The 20067-nt window shown below is 48.5% G+C and carries 14 protein-coding genes; all 14 read left to right on the forward strand.

Features of this window, described 5'->3' with window-relative positions; genetic code table 11:
• Positions 1-13: 13 nt before the first annotated feature.
• The 14 genes from wecB (at position 14) to EL191_RS09970 (ending at position 19874) form a co-directional block, all read left to right on the forward strand.
• Positions 14-1147, forward strand: coding sequence for a non-hydrolyzing UDP-N-acetylglucosamine 2-epimerase (gene wecB, locus EL191_RS09905; RefSeq protein ID WP_080764266.1), 1134 nt, complete (start codon positions 14-16; stop codon positions 1145-1147).
• A gap of 2 nt (positions 1148-1149) precedes the next feature.
• On the forward strand, positions 1150-2418 hold the full coding sequence (gene wecC / locus EL191_RS09910) for a UDP-N-acetyl-D-mannosamine dehydrogenase (protein WP_041978483.1): 1269 nt from the start codon (positions 1150-1152) through the stop codon (positions 2416-2418).
• Positions 2419-2504: 86 nt separating this feature from the next.
• Entirely contained in the window at positions 2505-6233 is a 3729-nt protein-coding gene (locus EL191_RS09915; protein WP_162184350.1) for a glycosyltransferase family protein, read from the forward strand.
• Positions 6230-8365: a glycosyltransferase family protein gene (locus EL191_RS09920; RefSeq protein WP_041978486.1), complete on the forward strand. Its 2136-nt coding sequence runs from the start codon at positions 6230-6232 to the stop codon at positions 8363-8365. Before EL191_RS09915 ends, EL191_RS09920 begins: the two co-directional genes overlap by 4 nt.
• Positions 8366-9958 carry a heparinase II/III family protein gene (locus EL191_RS09925; RefSeq protein WP_080764268.1) on the forward strand — a complete coding sequence of 531 codons (1593 nt, stop codon included), beginning with the start codon at positions 8366-8368 and terminating at the stop codon, positions 9956-9958.
• 10 nt (positions 9959-9968) lie between these two features.
• Positions 9969-10982: a hypothetical protein gene (locus tag EL191_RS09930; RefSeq protein ID WP_126403475.1), complete on the forward strand. Its 1014-nt coding sequence runs from the start codon at positions 9969-9971 to the stop codon at positions 10980-10982.
• A 10-nt stretch (positions 10983-10992) separates the two neighbouring features.
• The gene (locus tag EL191_RS09935) at positions 10993-11712 is read left to right on the forward strand and encodes a hypothetical protein (protein WP_126403476.1); all 720 of its coding nucleotides are present in this window, start codon (positions 10993-10995) and stop codon (positions 11710-11712) included.
• A gap of 110 nt (positions 11713-11822) precedes the next feature.
• A complete protein-coding gene (locus tag EL191_RS09940; RefSeq protein WP_080764269.1) occupies positions 11823-12476 on the forward strand; it encodes a sulfotransferase family 2 domain-containing protein in 654 nt (217 codons plus the stop codon).
• A 101-nt stretch (positions 12477-12577) separates the two neighbouring features.
• Entirely contained in the window at positions 12578-13789 is a 1212-nt protein-coding gene (locus tag EL191_RS09945; RefSeq protein WP_041978539.1) for a glycosyltransferase family 4 protein, read from the forward strand.
• Between the two features lie 88 nt (positions 13790-13877).
• A complete protein-coding gene (locus tag EL191_RS09950; RefSeq protein WP_041978493.1) occupies positions 13878-15590 on the forward strand; it encodes a hypothetical protein in 1713 nt (570 codons plus the stop codon).
• A 276-nt stretch (positions 15591-15866) separates the two neighbouring features.
• Positions 15867-16475, forward strand: a complete 609-nt coding sequence (cysC, locus tag EL191_RS09955) for an adenylyl-sulfate kinase (RefSeq protein ID WP_145972599.1) — start codon at positions 15867-15869, stop codon at positions 16473-16475.
• Position 16476: 1 nt separating this feature from the next.
• On the forward strand, positions 16477-17436 hold the full coding sequence (locus tag EL191_RS09960; protein WP_041978496.1) for a DHH family phosphoesterase: 960 nt from the start codon (positions 16477-16479) through the stop codon (positions 17434-17436).
• Between the two features lie 133 nt (positions 17437-17569).
• Positions 17570-19336, forward strand: coding sequence for an SLC13 family permease (locus tag EL191_RS09965; protein WP_041978499.1), 1767 nt, complete (start codon positions 17570-17572; stop codon positions 19334-19336).
• A 112-nt stretch (positions 19337-19448) separates the two neighbouring features.
• Entirely contained in the window at positions 19449-19874 is a 426-nt protein-coding gene (locus EL191_RS09970) for a hypothetical protein (protein WP_126403477.1), read from the forward strand.
• The last annotated feature ends 193 nt before the right edge of the window (positions 19875-20067 follow it).

The raw sequence follows: 20067 nt of genomic DNA on the forward strand, positions 1-20067 counted from the left end.
TTGTGTGGTTTAGATGACGATAAAAACGCTCTGTGTCTTTGGTACTCGTCCTGAAGCAATCAAAATGGCGCCTCTAGCGCTGGCGTTACAGGATGATCCTCGCTTCGAAGCAAAAGTCTGCGTAACTGGCCAACATCGACAGATGCTTGACCAGGTGCTTGACCTATTTGATTTGGTGCCTGATTTCGATCTCAATATCATGAAGCCAGGGCAGGACCTCACTGACGTAACCAGTTCTATTCTGCTGGGTATGCGTGAAGTCTTAGCGACTTTCAAGCCAGACGTCGTTTTGGTTCACGGTGACACAGCGACAACATTCGCGGCCAGCATTGCTGCTTATTATCAGCAGATCCCGGTAGCTCATGTAGAGGCTGGCCTGCGTACGGGCAATATCTATTCGCCTTGGCCAGAAGAGGGGAATCGAAAACTCACCGGCGCAATTGCAACGCTCCATTTTGCACCTACAGAAACCTCTAGCTCGAATTTGCTCAGAGAAGGGGTTGCTTCTGACAGCATCGTCGTCACTGGCAACACGGTAATCGATGCTCTTCTTCAGGTGGTTGCCAAGCTGGACTCCGACAGCAGCTTGCAAGCGCAATTCGCCTCTCGTTTTCCCTTCCTGAACCCGGAGCGTAAGCTGATCCTCGTTACCGGACATCGTCGGGAGAGCTTTGGTGGAGGCTTCGAGCGTATTTGTCAGGCCTTGGTAGAGACTGCACAGCGATTCTCCGATGTTGAGATCGTTTATCCGGTGCATTTGAATCCGAACGTTCGTGAGCCGGTCAATCGTTTACTGGCCGGTATCGAGAATGTGCATCTGATCGAGCCGCTGGACTATCTGCCATTTGTCTACCTGATGAATCAGTCCTACCTGATCCTGACCGACTCTGGGGGCATTCAAGAAGAGGCACCGTCACTGGGCAAACCGGTTCTCGTGATGCGTGATACCACCGAGCGCCCGGAGGCAGTAGATGCCGGCACCGTCAAGTTGGTTGGAACTGATGTATCAGCTATCACCTCTGCCCTCGCTACTCTACTTACCGACGAGGCCGCCTACCGTCAGATGAGCTTCGCTCACAACCCCTACGGTGACGGCAAAGCCTGCCAGCGCATTCTCGAATCCCTTTCCCAACTCAAGAAGAAGTGACCATGCAGTTCAAGACTATTTCCGTTATCGGGCTGGGTTATATCGGCTTGCCGACCGCTGCCGTATTTGCCTCACGTAAAATCAAGGTCGTTGGCGTAGATGTTAACCAGCATGCTGTTGACACCATCAATCGTGGTGAGATTCATATCGTCGAGCCTGATCTGGATATGGTGGTACATGCTGCTGTAACCGAGGGCTATCTGAAGGCCAGCACCAAACCTGAGGGCGCCGATGCCTTTCTGATTGCTGTACCCACTCCTTTCAAGGGCGATAATCACGATCCTGACCTCAGCTATATCGAAGCTGCCAGCAACGCTATCGCGCCAGTGTTGAAGCAGGGGGACCTTGTCATTCTTGAGTCTACCTCTCCTGTTGGCGCCACTGAGCAGATGGCAGCATGGCTGGCCGAAGCTCGTCCGGATCTAAGTTTCCCCCAGACTCATGGTGAAGAGTCCGATATCCGTATTGCCCACTGTCCAGAGCGTGTGCTACCGGGTCACGTACTGCGTGAGTTGGTACAAAACGACCGTGTTGTTGGCGGCATGACAGCGAAGTGTTCCGCAGCAGCCTGTGCGCTCTACAAAACCTTCGTTGAAGGGGAGTGTGTCGTCACCAATGCGCGTACTGCCGAAATGGCCAAGTTGACAGAGAACAGCTTCCGTGACGTTAACATCGCCTTTGCCAATGAGCTTTCCATCATCTGCGACAAACTGGACATCAATGTTTGGGAGTTGATTGCACTGGCTAATCGACACCCTCGCGTCAATATTCTTCAACCGGGGCCGGGAGTTGGTGGTCATTGTATTGCAGTTGATCCTTGGTTCATCGTGAGCAAGACCCCTGAACAGGCTCGCCTGATCCGCACCGCTCGTGAGGTCAACGACAGTAAGCCGGAATGGGTGCTGGGCAAGGTTGACCAGATGCTGGGGGCTTACATGGCCGCCAATCCAGGTAAAACTGCCAGCGACGTGACCATTGCCTGTTTTGGCTTGGCATTCAAGGCGGATATTGATGATTTGCGCGAGAGTCCGGCTTTAGCTATTGCTGCACAATTACGGCAACGCCATCCCGGTAAGGTAATTATGGTAGAGCCAAATATCGATCATGCCCTGCCTAGCACGTTAGCCGGCGCCACCTTGGTCAGTACCGAAGAAGCGCTTCTGCAGGCTGATATTGGCGTATTGCTGGTGGATCATCAGCAATTCAAGAGCCTTCAGCTCCCTGAGCACATGGGCGTTGTTGATACTCGAGGGCTTTGGCCTGTTTGTTGAGTTCGGCGTCCGCTTTTGGTCACGCCAAATGTAGCGGATAACTCAAATTAACCAGAATGTTTGCGTGTCAGAAAAGTGAGATTCCAGTGAATTACAAGCCCCGGTCATTATTTCCAGCCAAAAAACGATTTTCTCCGGATTTTGTTTTTCAGGGGGATGGGGTCTCATTTTTCTATACCTATATTCGAAAAAACGCTTCTACATCATTCAAGAAACTGTTCAAAGTTATGCATCCAGGGTTGTGTCCTGGAGATACACCCTCGTTGGCTTGCATGGCGAAATATGCCCAGGTCAGGGATTTGACACCCGAAGAGATTGATCAATCTTTTGCTAATAAAGTCTTTATTTATAGAGACCCTATTGATCGTGCTTTTTCCGTCTATAAGAACAAGCTTATACAGCAAGATGGTGCCGAAGATCTCTTGGCGCGATTGAGTAAGTCTGTGCAGCGTGATGCGGGACTTTTGACGTTCGATGATTTTGTCAATGAGTACGTCAGTCTGTTGGAAACGGATCGCTGGGAGGAAGTGGACGGCCATCTGTATCCGCAATCTTGGCATCTGTTGCCGATCACGTATAACAAAGTCATCACCATGGACTCGTTGTATGCTGAGATGCAAGAACTGCTACCGAAGGAACTATGTGATGAGGTTTTTCTAGAGCCAACTAACAGTACAACCAAAGGTACAGTGCCGTTGGCAATATGCGATGCGGATTGTCCTGCTGTGTATTTTCAACGCAAGTATACAGAATCCAAGTCATTGCCCTCTCTTAAACAGGTGTTGACTCCAGCGGCGGAAGCGCGCCTCAAAGAAATCTATGCTGACGACTATCGCATTCTTGAGTGGAATAGCGTTATCGGTGAGAGTGAAACAAAAACACCGCAACAGTTGGATAACGCCCGTAGGCTGCTGGTTCGTCTGGAAACAAAAAAGCACGAATACAAATTAGCCTGTGAGAAAATTTCAGAGCTTACTGAGCAAATAGACGGAAAAAATAAGTCACTTAAGCTTGCTCAAGATGAAGTGGAAAATCTTAAAAAAGCTCTGCAGAGTGAAAAAGAGTCACACGACAATTTGCAGGCGCAGCTAGCCTCTAATGAGCATGGAGAGCAGCTAGCCCTTGAAATCGAGTCACACGAGCTCACTCGTAATAAACTGGCTGAGTTAGCTGAGCAGTGTGTGAAGGCCGAGCAGGAGCTCCAGCAAGCACAGTTAACAATATTGGGCCTAGAAGCGAAAAACTCTGCTGAGTCCGAAGCTCATGATGGAACGCGAAATAAGCTAGCACTTTTGGCAGAACAGCTCGATGCGACTGAGCAGGCGCTTCAAAAATCGCAACTTACTATAGGGCGTCTTGAAGAGCAAATAGCTACCGATTCGGAGGCCCATGCCTACTTGCGTGAGCATGGTGAGGAGCTCCTTCGTCAGCTGGAGGAAAGCAAATCTACGGCAAATGTGAAAGCTTCTGAAGTTAAAGAATTGCTGGAGTTTCTTGAGGTTGAAAAAAGAGCTCATCGAGCTAGTCATGAAGCCTTTGCAGCAAAAGAAACGCAGCTTTCCTCTGAAAAGAATGCTCTCGAAAGTCGTGTTGTTCAGTTGGAAAAACTCCTGGCCACAAGTGTAGCAGCACAGGAAAAATTAAAGGGATCTGCTCGTTACCAAGCGGGTTATCACTTGGTTATGGCGGGGAAGTCGGTTGGCGGTTTTGTTCGCCTTCCGCTGGCACTGTGGCGCTTGGCCAAAAATAAAAGAAAGCAGAGTAAGGCCCGGCTGAGCTTACCTCAAAAAGTAAGCGCTACTAAAAGCTTCGGCGTAGAGGTTAAACCAGACCTCGCGATTTTTCAGCATAAAGCCGTTGCTGAGCTCGCTGGTACAGAACCAGCCTGGCATAAGATAAACGTCCGTCCGGGGCAAATTTTATCCGTCTCTGCTGCGGTTGAGTACCGCAATGTAAAAGACGATACGAAGCGTAAAGCTGTAATTCTGTTCAAAAGCTTCGATAAGGAAGGTGCTGAAGTCGAGAAAGAATGTGGAAAAGTGGTGAGGTCAGGCCACTTGAAAGCGTTCTTCAAATACCTACCTTGTACTCAAGGTCAAGTGCGAGAATTGCACGAGTTCACTGTGCCGGCAGGCGTTATTGAAATACATATTGGGCTATGTGGTTTCAATCGCAGTGCACAAGAACAGGTGTTTGTCTCTGAGTTGATGGTGAGCTCAAAACCCAGGAAGCTAGATGGCGTTGAACCGTTCATACCGCCGAGTGCTCAGGCTGCTGCGATTAGTATTCTTGGCTGGCCCGACTATCCATCTAATGATAAACCCTATGTATTAGGGGTGATGGATGAATTCACCAGCGGTTGTTTTGAAAATGATGTAAACCTTATTCAGCCAAGGCCTGATAATTGGTATGGTTTGGCTGAAAAATACAAGCCTGAGCTTATATTTATCGAAAGCGCTTGGAAGGGCAACCAGGGCAGCTGGCAATATCGTGTGGCCGAGTATGCCAATAAACCAGGCCAAGAAATTGCGCAAATTTGCCAGTATGCGCGTGAAAAAGGTATTCCCACACTCTTTTGGAACAAAGAAGATCCCGTTCATCACGATAAATTCATGTGCACCGCGAAGCTGGTCGACCACATTTTTACCACCGACGCCAGCATGAAGGACTCCTACAGCGCCAAGACAGGTAATCAGAGTGTTCACGCGCTACCGTTTGCTGCTCAGCCTGCACTGCACAAGCCAGCTCCGTTGGCAGGCCGTAAACCGCTTTCCTGCTTTGCCGGTAGCTGGTACGGGAATCGCCATGCGGAACGCGGGCAGGCCATGCGCTGGCTGTTGGACGCGGCCAATAAGCATGGGCTCGATATCTATGATCGCAATTTTGGGACGGGGATTTTTCCCTTTCCTGAAGAATATCAAGCTGGAATCAAAGGAAGTCTGCCTTACAAGGAGTTGTGTGACGAGTACAGCCGATATCGTGTGTTTTTGAATGTTAACTCGGTTATAGAGTCTCCCACGATGTTCTCACGGCGAGTGTTCGAATTGATGGCGTGTGGCACGCCTATCGTCAGTACCTATGCGCGAGGTATTGAGAATTTGTTTGATTCGGATGCTGTATGGTTAGTTCGCAGTCAAGAAGAGGCTAATGAGGCCATACATGTTCTTATGACTGACGATGCAGAATGGCGTAGGCGTAGTCTGGCTGGCATACGTGAGGTTTTTTCTAGGCATACTTATGCTCATCGTCTCAATGATATTTTTGAAAGCCTGGGCATAGCCCATCGTATGTCCGTTGAGCCTGGCATTCTTCTGTTGGCTAGTATTAATAGCCAAGTAGAACTTGATGTTCTTAATCGTTTTGCTCAAGAGCAGAGTTATCGTCGCTTTTACCTCGGCATTGAGTGCATACAAGGTAGTGTTGCGCCAGCGGGGCAATTGTCTGAAAAAATCGCATTGCTGCAACCGGGCCAAAGGCAGGCTTGGATTGCGGAACAGCAAGGCAACTATCCAATTGCTGGTTGTCTGAGTGTGAAGTGCCAATACGGCGAGCACTACCTGCGAGATTTGGTCAATGCCAGCTTTTATGAGCCGGAGGCCGCAGGCTGGGCCAAAGCCCTCAAACACGACGAATTTGCTTATGGTGGGCAGGCGCTAATGTGCGGCGCCCTCTGGAAAACCGCTGAATTCTACAAGCACCAAATTAATACCGATATTGAAACTGTGCTGTCGCGTTCAGATCTTTATTTGGTTGACAGCGAGCACTTTCAAGGGAGCAGTTCAGTGGGACAGCAAGGGACTAGGGGTAGTAAATGACCAAGCGTGTTCTGATCTGTGCGGCACCTGATCTCAACCATATAGACGGTTCTTCCATCTGGGCGCAGACGATTGCATTGGTCACGGCTGCCACAGGTGTGGCGGAGGTCGATTTCATTGCCAAAAGCCCACCTGCCCGTGATGAGCTATTTCAGCCATTACATGCCTCTCCGGTGATCAACATCATTGATGGAGCCAGTAGCGAGTACTGGGGGGGCAAATTCTATCAGCGTTTGTCCCTGCCGATGATGGCGGAACTTGCGATAAAGCTGGATAGCATTACCCCTTACGACGTCGTAATCGTGCGCGGAATGGAGATCGCCTCCAGGCTGCTGGATGCCCCGAGCCTACTGAGCAAGAGCTGGATTTATCTAACTGATATTCCGCAGCTCGCATCGGAGTACAGCGACGAGTCGCGTCATCTCATGTGCCGCATCGCTACTGGGTGCGGCCGGGTTCTTTGCCAGACAGAAGGGTTCAAGGCCCTTTGGTCGGCGTTGGTTCCAGGTTTGGACGAAAGTAAACTCAGTCTCTATACCCCAGTGATACCAGATCTACCCGAGCATCTGCCTGTCTTGTCTGAAAGACCGTTACGTGCGGCCTACGCGGGCAAATTCAAAGACGACTGGATGACTCTTGAAATGGCCGAGGAATGGCCGGGCGTACATCGTCAGGTGCCAGGCAGCGAACTGTTGATGATCGGCAACAAAATTCATAGTCAACCAGGGCGCCATGACTATCAGTCGCGAATGACCCAGGCCCTTAGCGATACGCAAGGGCTTCGCTGGCTGGGCCCCCAGTCGCGCGAAGCGGTGCAGAAAGAGTTGCTTCATGCCAGGGTCGGCCTTTCCTGGCGCGCTGAAAACATGAACGACACCGTTGAATATTCCACAAAAATGCTGGAATACGGCGGTGCAGGGTGCGCGGCAATTCTCAATCGTAATTCCCTACACGAGGAACTACTGGGAAAAGACTACCCACTCTTTGCCAATAGTGCCGATGAGTTCGCCCGGCAGCTCGTTCGTGCCTTGAGTGAGCCCTTAATCGCCCAGCAGGCCGCCGACGCATTATACGCATTGGCAAAGCGGCACACTTTCTCTGCACGTGCCGAGGATATACGCCAATGGCTCGCAGAAACGCCAAAGGTGGAGCGTCGAGTCCGGGTTCTAGTGGCAGGGCATGATCTAAAGTTCTTCACTCTGCTTCAGCGAAAACTGGAAGGCACGGGCCAGTTCGAATTCTTGGTAGACGAATGGCAAGGGCACAATAGGCACGACGAGACGAGAAGTCGAAAGCTTCTGGAAAAGGCCGATTTAATCTTTTGCGAGTGGTGTCTGGGCAATCTGCAGTGGTACTCCCATAACAAGAAGCCGAATCAGCGCCTGGTTGCACGTTTTCATGCTCAGGAAGCTCGTGTTCCCTATATGGCCGAAGCGAACTGGAATGCAATCGATCATGTCAGCTTCGTCAGCGAGCACACGCGGCGCTATGCGCTTGAGGTGTTTAAAGGATTTCCGTTGGAAAAAACATCTGTTATCCCGAACTATCTGGATGACAGCAAGTTTACTCCCAAGAAGAAAACAGGGGATGCGCGCTATACACTCGGCATGGTGGGCGTGGCGCCAAAGAGCAAGCGACTGGATCGCGCCATTGATCTGCTTGAAGCCTTGCTGGCAGAAGACAAGCGTTATTGCCTGCGAATAAAGGGCAAGCATCCACTGGACTATGATTGGCTGCTTAAGCGAGAAGAAGAACTTCTGTACTATCGCCAAGTCTTCGAACGGATCAATGGCAACCCGGTGTTGCGCAATAAGGTCATATTCGATCCGCCTGGCGATGATGTAAATGACTGGTTCACCATGGTGGGCTTTATTCTTTCCCCGTCGGACTTCGAATCGTTCCATATGGCCATTGGCGAAGGAATGCTGACGGGAGCTGTCCCGGTTATTTGGAGTTGGGAGGGTGCCGCTGACATTTGGGGAGAGGCGAGTGTAGTTCAATCGCTTGAGCACGCTAAGGAAATGGTGCTTGGCGAGGATGAAGAGGTCGGCGTTAAATTTTTAAAAAGTACACTTTCTTCGCAGGATATCGTAGTGCGTTGGCAAGAAAAGCTATGCGGAGTTGAAAGATAAATGGTATTGAAGAATTTTTTGAGTAATGCCACGTCTCCAGCGTTTAATTATATTAATACTATTGTTAAGCCTAATAATAAGCAAGAGTACCAAAAATTAAAAAAGGTTTTTGAAGCCAAGTTTTTCGAGGCCAGAAGCTTTGATGATACATCTTTGGATTTAACGGTTTTTGATTGGCAAGGTGTTAGCCGAGATAGAAATTGGTGGTGGCAGTTGCAGGCGCTTCCTTTTCTTAATTGGTTTGTTAATAGCTACAAGTGTCAAAGTGACTTTGAAAATAAGAAGTATTATTCGATGTGTCTCAAAAGCATCGAGTGTTGGGCTAAGAACGCTAAGAATAACAAAGATTCTCCCTTGGTATGGCATGATCATGCCACTGCATTTCGTTTGCGGAACTTGACGAATTGGCTGTTGTTTTGCCATGTGGCAGGCATACCAATTGGTGATGATCCTCAGGCGCAGTTCCTTGTAAAGTTAATACTAGAACATCTCGACTGGTTGCAAGTGGAGAAGAACTACTCAAGATTAACAAATCATGGTTTCGATCAGGCTTTGATCGCTTTGACCGTAGGGTTAATGTTTGTTCGTGAGGGGTTTGAGTCTTACTGCATACTCAATCGCCAACGATTAAGGGCGGAACTCTCTTTCGCTTTCACAGACGAAGGTGTCCATAAAGAAAACAGCCCAGGATATCAAAAGATGATGCTGGGTAGGCTAAAGCAACTAAGAGCACTCGCTTTGCTTGGGGAGCGAGAGATTTCGGAGTTGGGCGAGAGTTATATAGGAAAGGCAGAAGCCTTTCTACGGGCCATTACGCTGCCCAATGGCTATTTGCCTCTGATAGGCGATACTCGAGATAAAGATGAAGGCTTGGCATATATACAAAATAATAAGGTTGATCTTCTAGATTATTCTAAATCTGGTTATGTGATTTTTCGCGGTAAGGATGGTCTGGATAAAGAATTTTTAATAATTTTAAAAAATTCTCATGAGTCAAATTATCATCGCCATGATGACGATATGATGATTTATTTGTTTTATGATGGGTGCGTAGTTTTGGGTGATGGTGGTCTATATAACTATAATGAAAAAGATGAAAAGCGAGTTTTTTTGAGATCTCATAAGGCACATAGTGTTCCTTATCTTGATGAGATGAAGGCAGTTCGCGATAGATCTAAATTAAAATTTCTCCCAAGCATTGAGGTTAATGGGGTTAGATCTATTCGGATGAAAAGTTTTATGTTTGACGAAGAGTTAGTGAGAGATGTCGAATTTGATTTTAACTGTGGGGTCAAGATTGTAGTTTTTGATTCTAAGGGTGGGGGGCTTGATGATTTGGTATATAGCAATTTTTTAATTGATTCTGAGCGGGATATTCGCCCCTCTGAAGAAGGCGTTATCATTGATTTCTCCAGTTTCTTATGTGCTATTAAGAGCGAGGGGCAGGATGTCAGTATTTATAACGGCTGGAACGATGAGGTTGGAGAGCACGCAATCGCCTCTGCGGATTATGGCGTCTTTAAAAGTGCCAGTCGCTTAGTTTTTAGAGGTAAGGGAAGCTGTAAATCAATTGTTCAGGCTCTTAGCATTTAAAGGTGTTTGAGTGGCAGAGATAGTGCTTCATATTGGTATGATGAAAACCGGTACTACCTATCTTCAGAAGGTTTTTGATGCCAATCGAGAGTTGTTAGAGTCTAAGGGGTTTGTATATCCGAAGACTGGTTCGTTCAATCATCAGTCCGCTTTTTATGGGTTGTGCGGATCTGATATTTACTGGAACAAGAAAGAAAATGATCTTGATGTAAAATCTTCTAAATTACTGCTTGACTCACTTGCTGGAGTTCGAGATGAGCAGAGGGTTGTTCTTTCCTCTGAAGCAATTTCCACTTTGGATGATAAAGGCGTCGAGCGCTTGCTCAAAAAGATTGGAACGCCGCATAAGGTTATTTTAACTGCGAGAAATCTACAAAAAATTATCCCTTCTGCATGGCAGCAATATATTAAGGGGGGGAATTTAAAAGGATATGTAGAGTTTTATGAGTCATTTGTTAGGAATAGAGGTGCTATTTCAGGTCCATGGCGCACCTATGCCTTTGGAGAAATAGCTGGGCGGTGGTCGAAGTTCTGTAGTGTAGATGTCATTGTGGTTGATGATAGTTCTCCGGAGCAACTTTGGTTTGATTTTTGTTCCTCTATAGGATTAAGTTCGGAAGCTGTGGTGTCTAAAGTTCAGGGACGGGAGTCAAATCAATCTCTTTGCATGGAGGATGTTGAGATATTAAAAAAATTTGTCAATAAAGTTGAAGTTGATGCTCCTGATGTTGATCTTAGAGAGAAGAAAAAATTACTTGATGGATTTATCAAGAGATTCTTTTTTTCAACAGCTGGGCTAGTCGCTGGTACAAAGATTAAGCCTCTTGCAGCCTATAGAGCTATTGTTGATGCTTGGAATATCGAAGAGGTTCAGAAGTTAAAATCTTCAGCCGTAACTGTTATAGGTAATTATGATGTACTAGAGAGCTATGGAGGTGAATATATAGAGTTGGATGAATTGCAAAAAAACGATTCGGAGTTACTAGAGCATTTTTTGTGCCGGGTTAAGCACGTGTTAATATGAGTCTTGAAATATGATTGGTGGTGTAAGTTTTGAAGATGCGCTGGGAAGAAAAATTCCTTTTGAGTTTTTCGGTTGTGATGGTAGCGATGTTTTAGTCGTTTTTTTGCCGTCTGTTCGAAATAAGGATATATATCCTTATTATCCGCGGATCTCTTGGGGGCGAGAGTTTTCTAAGTTTTGGAATGTTTTGTATCTGGCTGATCCTTATCAAAATGATCCTGCGTATTCAAAGGCTGGAGGGAGTTGGTATATAGACCGAAGTGGGAGGAGTTGTTTAGCGGAAGTTTCATCTTGTGTCCGGGAGCTTTGTGCGGTACGTGGATTCAAGAAGGTTTTATTCTATGGGTCTTCTATGGGGGGCTTTGCTGCTCTTTTGCTTGCGCTGCTAACTGAAAACTCAAGTGCAATCTCAGAGTGTCCTCAAATATTTTTGCAAAAACATCCTGCTAGTAGAGTGGTAGTAGAAGATTTCGTTGGTGAAGATGTGAGTTTATATGAGCCTCTTCATTATCTTAAAAATTGCACGCATCGTGCAAATGTGAAAATAGTTTGCAGCTTGCATGATAGTCATTATCGAATCCATTTATTGCCTTTTCTTGATGTGCTTGAAAAAGAAAGATGTGATATTGAATTGGATGTGCTGATTTATTCGCGAGAACGGTACAAGAAAGGTCATGTCGCTCTCGATAAGGGAGACGCTTTTTCTTTGATTTCTGATTATTTTTCTTAAATGCCCCAGTTGGTTTTGGTCTTTTTTCTATAATGACTTGGCCTGTTGCTTGTCTCGATATGGCCAGTTATATGCTGTCTTTTTTTGAAGTATGGTTTTAGAGGTTTCGCATGATCTCGCATTCGCATCGTTGCGTTTTTGTCCATATCCCGAAATGTGGGGGGCAAAGCGTTGAGCGGATATTTCTTGATAATTGCGGGTTGACGTGGGAAGGGCGGGCACCATTGTTGCTCAGGCCGAATGATAATCCTGATGCAGGACCTCCTAGGTTGGCTCACCTTACTTATAGGGACTATTTGCGGTTTGGGTACGCCGATGAAGCATTGATGCAGGAGTATTTCGTGTTTTCTGTTGTCAGAGATCCGTATGCTCGTGCATTGTCCCTTTATCGGTATCTTAAGTACGATTTGATGATGTCTTTTTCGGAGTTTGTGGTTGACGTTCTTTGTTGGCAGATTCGAAATAGAGGAGATATGTATTGGTTTATGTCGCCGCAATTTGAGTATGTGTGCGATGCTAAAGGTCTTATAGGTGTAGATCAATGGTTAAGGCTTGAGGATATTGGCGAGACGCTGCCATCGCTATTGCAGAAGGTGGGGATTTCTGTTTCGCAAATTCCTCATGCCAATAAAACAAGAGAGCGCAAGACAGCAGCGAAGGACGCAGTTGATTTCGCTGAGGGTGATGGTTGGACCGCCGACTTGAGGACGCGGGTGTTTTCAGTTTACGAGCCAGATTTCTTTCACTTTGGCTATGCTAGATAGTGTTTAGTGTTTAGTGTTTAGTGACTTAGTGGCTTTTGCTATTTTCTGCTAAGTTTACTATAGATTAAATGAATATGGCGCCAGCCTTTCTCGGAGTAAATGTGGCACGCATCTCAATGATCGTTTGGAATGAATTTACCAACGACGCACGCGTTCTTAAGGAGGCTCAGACGCTATCCTTGGCCGGTCATCACGTAAGTGTGCACGCCCTGCATACGCCGGGTGTGACTTCGTTGCGAGAAACCCTGCAAGACGGGATCCATGTTCTTAGGGTTCCACGAAGCCCATTCTGGAAATATAGAAAATCTACTGCGCCCGGTAAAACTAATGCGGGAGCCAAATCATTCGCTAGATTAGGCTTATTCAGATTTTGCTTAAGAATCGTGGCGCGTCTTTGGACGCATTTCTACTTGCTGCTTGGCATGCTGAGGGCCAAACCTGACGTTATCCATTCCCATGATGTCAATACCTTGGTGACTGGCTGGGTAGCGGCAAAGCTTGCGAAAGCATGCTTGGTGTACGACGCTCATGAAATTAGCACCAGCCGAGAGGGGTATGCGGGGCTTCGAAAACTTGTCGGTATGATTGAGCGAGTTTTAATGCCGCGGGTTGATGGTGCGATCACTACTACTGATGCGAGGGCGAAGTTTTTTGCGCGCGCTTACCATATTCCTCGGCCGATAGTTTTGCAAAACAGGCCCCGTCAACAGCAGAAAATTCAGTCGAATAGAATTCGAGAAGAGTTGGGATTGGAGCGGCCTTGGCCAATCATTCTGTATCAGGGAGGGATTCAGCAGGGCAGGGGGCTGGAGCGACTGGCCCGTTTAGCGAAAGATGTTCCTGATACCTATTTCGTCTTTATTGGCGGTGGTCGTCTTGATGGGGTGTTGCAAACGATTGCGCAGGAGGCGGGGGTGGCCGATCGTGTTCGCTTTATTTCGACAGTCGCTTTAGCTGAGTTACCTAGCTATACCGCTTCTGCAGACATTGGTGTTCAGCCCATCGAGAATACCTGCTTCAACCACTTCACGACCGATTCCAACAAGCTTTTCGAGTACGTACAGGCAGGGCTGCCTGTCATTGCCTCAGACCTTCCCGAAATCCGCCTCATTGTGCGGCAATACGATCTTGGTGTATTGGTCAAGCCGGGTGACTCCGCAGCGCTTGTTGAGGCCATTGGCAGGCTTGTTGGCGACAGAGCGCTTCGCCTTCACTATGCCGAGCGTGCGCGTCAGGCATCCAGTCAACTCTCTTGGGAGGCCCAGGAGCATGAGTTGGTGGATCTTTATAAAAAAGTTCTCGGCACTCAATGAGTAATTGGCGTGCTTCTCATTCTACTTCGACTTCGAAAAAAGAGAGTAATTTTGAACAACTCTATGCGTGGAACCGAGGGCTGAGCTCATGATGGCTTCCGTGACGCAGACGTTGCGTTGGGCACTGTCTCTCGGCGCAAAATTTGCGCGCGTTGTGCCAGCGAACACATTAACGATTGTAGGCTTGACCCTGGTTTCGCAAATATCCTCTCTGTTGGCTTTTTTCCTACCGTTGAAAGTCATTATCTTGCTGGGTTCAGAGCGCGTGCCGCGGTATTTTCCCGAGCGTCTGGCTGCGTTGGATTGGGAGATACTGATTGGTTCTTTATGTTTGGGAACTATAGGTTTTTACTTGCTGCACCTATTGGCAGAAAAGCTGATTCGCAGTATCACCACTCAAGGCGCGCAGCGTCTGCTCTTGCGTAGCCATAAGATGGCGCTATTCGATAATCAAGATGAATTAGCCCGAGATGCTTATTCGCGCTTCTCTCGGGCCTTGGCAAGCGGTGTGTTCATCGCTTTTGCCTTGGGAGGCTTGGGTTATTTCTACCCGACGATGTCGGCAGTGTTGTTCGGGTATATGCTGCTGGCTTGGGTAGTGATTTACAGCCTGCACACGTGGAGTCAAGGCTTTCGACAGAAGCTTGAGCGGAATCTGGCGAGCGTTCTGGCGATAGCTTCCGGGTTCGGCTTTTTCTTCGCTTTCGGTTACCTGGTCTGCGATTTCATTCTATGGACTCCGCCTGGAGTTATTGTTGGTATCGTCGCGCTCCTGTTGAGCAGGCAGTTGATGCAGCGTATGGCTGGCATGATAGGTGATCTTGCCAACCTGAGGCGGCAGCAAAGCAAGCTGGATGCGTTATTTTTCCACGGTAAGGTTCTTTTACCTTCGTCCTCGCACGAGAAGGGCGAGTTTTTGCGTCTGTTAGACCCTGAGTGTCGCAAAGACTGGGTTCAGTCTTTGCTGCGTGAACACACTGCCTGGCAAGGCGACGACGTGGATATTAGCTGGCAACAGACGGGTATCGCGAATGTCGCTGCCTTGGCGATCAAGTTCGGCGCCGAGGGATACCTGATAAAGCTTTATGACGCCAACCGACGCACGCTGGCGCTGCATGAGTCCGTGCTGGCTTCTGAAGCTCTAACCGATTTGCCGGCATTACGCCTATGTGGTGTAACGAAAGTGGCAGGGCTGCATTGTTTGTTGTATGAGCAGCCCGACGGCGCTCTCGTAAGCATGTTGGCGGGCAGAAGGCTTCGTAGGCAGTTACTTGCAAGCTTGATGCATGTTCAGCCGAGCAGTGCTCTGATGCAGCGCTATAAACGTTCACGGCCTTGTCTATGGCAGAGGCTGCATGCTGACAATCTGCAGAAGATGCGGATCGCAACCATCGACACCTCCCAGCGACAGCAGTTGGATCGCTTTGTAGAGGCTCTGCCAAAACTGATTGAGCTGTTACAGCGTCTACCTGTATGGATATTCACCCCCGATACCGGCTTCGCTAATATTTACCAGTGTGCAAACTCTGGGCCGGTTCTGCTGAATTGGGGGCGCTGGAGCATGGAGCCGATTGGAGCGGGATGGCCAGTGCTGCGTTTGGGGGATTTGGCCGAGCTGCTGGGCCAGGCACAGTTGCTACGGAAGGAGTTGCAGGGCCTAGAGGCGTGGCAATTGGAACTCGCCGCACTGTGCGCCGCGATCGAGGCAAGCTGCAATGCGCAGCGCTATTCAGATGCGATAGCCTTGCTGCCTGCTGTGCTTGAACGTCTCGATGGATACTCGGAGATTGCCCAGGCTTGAGGTTTTGCTGGGGCGGCACGGATTTTGTGCTTGCAGCGTCTGGTTGACCGGTTTGTAGGTCTGCGCTTGGTTACTGCTTAGGTTAAAATCCCTCTAGCGTTTTGGCTTGCTGTGGCTCTGAGTTTGATTACCAGCAACTGGATCGGAGCCGGCAGGCTTTAATCCATTCGAAGAAAGCCTTATGCGAGGTAGGAGCATATCTAGCAAGAGCGCTTTCAGTAAGCCCAAAAAATCTGGAACGATTTTATTTTTAACGATTGGAAACGACTTCACTACATGAGCATAAACTCCAACATCGTCTGGCAGACCTACAAGGTCAACAAGGCGCATCGCTCCGAACAGAAACGTCAGCAGCCATGTGTTCTCTGGTTTACGGGGCTTAGTGGGTCTGGCAAATCGACCCTGGCCAACGCATTGGAGCAGAGGTTGTTCGAGCTTAACCATCACACCTATCTACTGGATGGCGATAACGTTCGACATGGGTTGAACAAAGACTTGGGGTTCTCCGATCAGGACCGGCAGGAGAACATTCGCCGTATAGGAGAGCTTTCAGCCCTGTTTGTCGATGCCGGAATGCTGGTGTTGGCCGCCTTCATCTCGCCGTTTCGCGCTGAGCGAGAAATGGTTCGAGAGCTCGTTGGCCCTGGCGAGTTCGTGGAAGTCTACGTGGCTACGCCGTTGAGCACTTGTGAATTGCGCGACCCCAAAGGGCTATACAAGAAAGCTCGCGCGGGGGAGATCCGTAATTTTACTGGCATCGACTCGGATTACGAGGTGCCTGAAAACCCTGAGCTGTCGATTGATACTTCTGTGCTTGACCTTGATGAGGCGGTGATGAAAATCGTCGAGTTTCTCAAGAGTCGCAGCATCTTGAAGGAAGTTTGAGATGCAAAGTTATGATGTATTCAATGGAGACGCTGACGGTATTTGCGCGCTAATACAGTTGCGTTTGGCCGAGCCGCGAGAGTCGGTTCTCGTTACGGGGGTTAAGCGCGATATAAGCCTCTTGCGCCAGTTACCGTTGGGTCATGCGCTGGATGTGACAGCGCTAGATATAAGTCTGGACAAGAATCGCGAAGCACTCGAAGCGTTGTTGCTGGCCGGTAGCCGTATTTTTTATTGCGATCATCATTATCCAGGTGAGGAAATACCCTCTCACCCCGCTTTTACTGCATTGATTGATACGGGATCCTCTACTTGCACTAGCTTGCTGGTAGACCAACATTTGAAAGGGCGCTTTCACCATTGGGCCATTGTTGCTGCATTTGGTGACAATCTTAACGCGGTGGCCGAGAAATTATCAGCTGAGGCTGGCTTGAGTTCAGCGCAGGCGCAGTCGCTACAGCATCTGGGCATCTGTGTGAACTATAACGGTTACGGTGCCGCTCTACCTGATCTTCACTACCATCCAGCCGATCTGTTCCAAGCCCTTTTGCCTTTCTCCGATCCTCTAATGTTGATGGCAGAGCAGCCAGAAGTGTGGCGCAACTTAAGTGCAGGATACGCTGAGGATATGAGTAAGGGGTTAGCATGTCCGGCGTTGCATCATTGTAATTCGGCATTGGTCGTTGTACTGCCTGACGAGGCGTGGGCTCGTAGGGTGAGTGGTGTGCTGGGTAATGAGCTGGCAAATCGCAATCCCGATCAGGCTTGTGCGGTGGTGACTGAGGCAGGCGGTGAGCATGTTCAGGTCAGCATACGTGCTCCGTTGAATAATCGAAAAGGTGCCGATGATTTGGCTCGCCGCTTCCCCACTGGCGGTGGGCGGCAAGCTGCTGCCGGTATTAATGAGCTTCCGTATGCTCAGCTAGAGGATTTCGTGGCAGCAATGGCGCAGCAGTGGTGATAGCTTGCAGGTGACGTGCTAAGTAAGTACGTGGTGATTTCGCTGCGTATTCAGCTTTTATTTCAAGACAGCGCCCCACCTCCTCGAGGTGGGGTTCTGCTTTTTTGCTTGTAGATACTCAAGTGGGTGGTTTGTGAGCTTGGATGCGTTTTTTACATTGTTTGTAGTTGCCAGTGTTTTGCTGGCTCTAGCTATTACAAAGCTGTCGGCAGATCTCGTCCTGCTGAGTGCCATGACGTGCTTACTTGCCACTGGCATCTTGACGCCGGCACAAGCGTTGGCAGGATTTTCCAATACCGGCGTGATCACTATTGCTACTTTGTATGTGGTTGCCGCGGGTCTTAAGGAGACTGGTGCCGTGCAGTGGATATCTGCACGGTTACTGGGGCAGCCGCATTCAGTGCAGGGTGCGCTGGGGCGTATGCTGTTGCCGGTCGGCATTTTGAGTGCGTTTATGAACAATACCACCGTTGTAGCTATGTTTATACCTGCTATTCAAGATTGGTCTCAGCGCCTGGCAATTCCCGCGTCCAAATTACTATTACCACTTAGTTATGCCACTATCTTGGGAGGCACTTGCACACTGATTGGTACTAGTACCAATCTTGTAGTAAACGGTCTATTGCAAAGCCAAACAGGAACCCACCTGGGGCTATTTGATGTGGCCTTGGTTGGGGTGCCGATCCTGCTTGCCGGTACCGTATTTATGATGCTATTCGCCGGCAAGATTTTGCCCAGTCGTGATGGTGTGCAGGAGCAACTCGATCAGGCTCGAGAGTATGGGGTGGAGGTTGAGGTTGAGGGCTCGGGTCCTTTGCCAGGCAAGACCATCGCTCAGGCTGGTTTGCGTAACCTGATGTATGGCTACTTGGCCGAGATTGAGCGCAATGGCGACTTGATTACTGCTGTGGAGCCTAATCGTACCCTGCAGGGGGGCGATAAACTTTACTTCATTGGTGCTCCGGAGTGTGCAAGTGAACTGCGCCGAATACAGGGCCTGAAGCCGGCCAGTGGTAGTATTCATAAGCTGGATGTAGCCAATCATCAGCGTTGCCTGGTCGAGGTTGTGTTGAGTGCTGAATTTCCGGCTCTTGGTAAAACTATACGTGAATCACGTTTTCGCACTTGTTTCAATGCTGTTGTCCTGTCCGTATCTCGTGAGGGTAATCGGCTCCCAGGAAAACTGGGTAGCATCGAATTGCAGGCAGGTGACACGCTTCTGTTGGAAGCCAGCCATGAGTTTGTCGAGCAATATCGTTTTCGCCGAGATTTCCTTTTGCTCAGTGCGTTGAACGATTCGACTCCGCCTGATTTCTCCAAGGCTCCTTTGGCCTTGGGGATTCTATTGAGCATGGTGTTACTATCAGCGCTGGGCGTTTTGCCATTACTGGAGGCTGCGCTTATCGCAGCAGGAGCCATGGTAACCTGCCGCTGTATTACGGCGAGCAAAGCGAGGCAGCATATTGATCTACCCGTTATTGTGGTGATCGCGGCGTCATTCGCTTTGGGTAATGCTATGACTGTAACGGGGGCGGCAGCAGATATTGCGCGCTTTGTATTTTCGGGTGACCAGGTGTCACCATGGATTGCATTGCTAGGTGTTTATCTACTGACTGTTTTTTTTACCGAGCTGATTACAAATAATGCTGCAGCTGTTTTGATGTTTCCTGTGGGGATGGCTGTGTCGGAGCAGTTGGGCGTGTCGTTTTTACCGTTTGTGATTGCAATTATGTTTGCGGCATCGGCAAGCTTTTTGACTCCTATCGGCTATCAAACGAATCTTATGGTTTATGGTCCGGGGCGTTATAAATTTTCGGACTATTTCAGGCTTGGGCTTCCTGTAAGCTTTTTGGTTGCGATAATTGTCGTGCTTCTAGTGCCTATGATATGGATTTTTTAGGGGAGGCTTTGTTTGGATTTATGATGCGCTCTAAAAATAGTTGGCTAATGTAAGCCCTTCTGTCGATTTCTGGTTATTTATAGGGGTAAGTATGAGGAATAGTGGAGTAATTGTGTGTTTTTTTTCGGCGCTGCTTGCTGGTTGTGGCGAGGATATTGAGAGGCCGCAAGATCGGTCAGCCGATAATAACAGGCCTGTGCCTGTCCGTGAGTTTGTTAAAAATGCTATTAACTTGGATCGCGATGGGGCACTTGTCTTTGAAGGTCGTATTGTGCGATACGATCTGATCCGTAATGAGCGAGGTACATTTGATCGTTATGTGGTCGAGTCGCCAAAATCTTTGATGGGGCTGGAAGCTGCAGTTTTTCATGATCTAGCTCGCAAGGGATATACCCGCCGTGTTAGGCAAGAAACACCTAAGCGATTTTTGGTACACTATCTACAAAAGGGCATGAAAACGGTTATTGCAGATTATCGTGCAAAAGATGGTTCCAACACACTGCAGCGCCTCGTTATTACTGTGCGAGCTGATGACTGATTCGAGGTGCATGCTATATGAAAATTTTTACATTAGATGTATTGCGCTAATTATGGTTTCGTTTTTTTTTAGTGCTTGTTTTGGTTTTTATAGTGGGCTTTATATGGCCGTTGTTACGTGCGGCGTTGAGGCTGGATATCCGGACTTGGTATATGTTGCTCAATATCTACCAAGTATCACTGCTGTCAGAGTC

Source organism: Pseudomonas mendocina (genome assembly GCF_900636545.1).
GTDB lineage: Bacteria > Pseudomonadota > Gammaproteobacteria > Pseudomonadales > Pseudomonadaceae > Aquipseudomonas > Aquipseudomonas mendocina.